The following is a 1,508-nucleotide window of genomic DNA, read 5'->3' as shown; positions in this document are numbered from 1 at the left end:
TTCGGATGCATCCATGTTCCCACGGAGAATGTCTGCTGTTTCCCACAGGAAGGATTCAAGTTGTTGTAGGGTGATTTTGTCGGTCATCGATGCTACTGGTCTGTTATTAGTTATGATATTGACCAATATACTTCATAAGTGACTGCCTGAGATCAGAAATCTTGTTCTTTCCGAAAGGTATGCCCTTTGATCCTGTTGCAGGGTTGCCCGGCAAGGGTGCCTTCCGACTCTTCAGTGCTTCACTATCAGGCAAGAATGACGAATCTGTGATGATCCAGAAGCCTTGTGGCTGCAAGTCCCTATCCAGATAGATCAGGTGCAGTTCGTCCCAACCAGCATGGATTGGTGAGATGACACGCGTGGTCGAAAAGGCAGAAACAGTCTTCGTCTGCACTTTGAAGAGCCTATCCCCCTCCTTGACGGCTATATCCCACCCTTTCTCACTGTGACCACCGTATTCAAGTGTTGCGTCGGGGTAGTGATCGGACAGATACAAATAGTTATAGAACTCGCCGACGCATCCAGTTTTCTGGTCGCCCTTTGGGATCAGTGGCGAAGATTCCTGCCCATGTTGCAGTGCACGGTATGCCTTGGCGTATTCGGTGATCGCTTGCTGGATGTGTGCTGTTTCTTTCAAAGCCCCTCCTTTCCTACCAAATTAGTCAAATATGGCACCATACTTGGCACTGTGTATGGCGAAAGTGAGCCATAATCCTGCCACACTGGTGCCACAGTAGAACATCAATAAAGAAGGTCTAACAGGAATATTGAGATTGCTTTATAATCTTTGTCGAAATACACAAGAGGCGTTCTAGAACAGGGTATTAAGCTGTTTTTCGCCTATTGAGACTGTTTGCGCCTGTAGCTCAGCTGGATAGAGTGTCGCCCTCCGAAGGCGAAGGTCACAGGTTCGACTCCTGTCAGGCGCGCCATTCACTCCCGTTCATGACGCAAAAACACAAGGAGTACCGGCCCCTTCGGGGCGTTCGGTAACTTCCCTGGTCCACTGAGCCAGAAATTCATCTCACTCAACCAAACACTGCCGTGGGAATTTCGGATACATTCCAGTATGATGAATCCTTGTATATTAATTTAATATTCAGATGTAATCCGGATATGACCGCCAAAGATGCAAGAGTACTGATTGTAGAAGACAACCCCACTAGTCAGGATGTTCTGCTGCAGCAGGTAGAATTACTCGGACTGGCTGGTGATTGTGCTAACAATGGTATCGAGGCACTGGAACTCTGGAAGACACGCACCTACTCTATTATTCTTACAGACATTAACATGCCACTTATGGATGGCTGTGAGCTAACCAGGAAAATACGCGAAAAGGAAGAGATGGAAGGTGGTCATATTCCGATTATCGGCGTTACAGACTATGCAATGCCCGATGACATTCAACTCTATCGTGAAAGTGGCATGGATGGCCATCTCGCCAAACCTTCAAAACTGGAAACCCTTGAAGACGTCCTGCAGCAGTGGATGAGATAAAAAAGAGCAAA

Annotated in this window: 3 protein-coding genes and 1 tRNA gene; 2 read left to right on the top strand and 2 right to left on the bottom strand. The window is 47.3% G+C overall.

The window, feature by feature from the left end; translation table 11 throughout:
* Both BOW51_RS11750 and BOW51_RS10725 read right to left on the bottom strand, forming a co-directional pair.
* The coding region (locus BOW51_RS11750; protein WP_245828673.1) for a type I restriction-modification system subunit M N-terminal domain-containing protein at positions 1-87 on the bottom strand (87 nt) is incomplete at its 3' end.
* Positions 88-106: 19 nt separating this feature from the next.
* Complete coding sequence (locus tag BOW51_RS10725; protein WP_078477698.1) at positions 107-637, bottom strand: hypothetical protein; 531 nt, start codon at positions 635-637, stop codon at positions 107-109.
* 218 nt (positions 638-855) lie between these two features.
* Here BOW51_RS10725 and BOW51_RS10720 point away from each other — a divergent pair.
* Together BOW51_RS10720 and BOW51_RS10715 are read left to right on the top strand one after the other, a co-directional pair.
* Positions 856-932: transfer RNA gene (locus tag BOW51_RS10720), tRNA-Arg, on the top strand.
* Positions 933-1,116: 184 nt separating this feature from the next.
* Positions 1,117-1,497 carry a response regulator gene (locus tag BOW51_RS10715; RefSeq protein WP_078477697.1) on the top strand — a complete coding sequence of 127 codons (381 nt, stop codon included), beginning with the start codon at positions 1,117-1,119 and terminating at the stop codon, positions 1,495-1,497.
* Positions 1,498-1,508 lie beyond the last annotated feature (11 nt).

The sequence above is a fragment of the Solemya elarraichensis gill symbiont genome, assembly GCF_002021095.1.
GTDB lineage: Bacteria > Pseudomonadota > Gammaproteobacteria > Chromatiales > Chromatiaceae.
The sequence above is the reverse complement of the archived record's forward strand: the minus strand, read 5'-3'. Positions and strand labels throughout refer to the sequence as shown.

Excerpts from the sequence above, each read along its gene's own strand:
- BOW51_RS10715 (WP_078477697.1), top strand. The coding sequence starts at position 1,117 with ATGACCGCCAAAGATGCAAGAGTACTGATTGTAGAAGACAACCCCACT.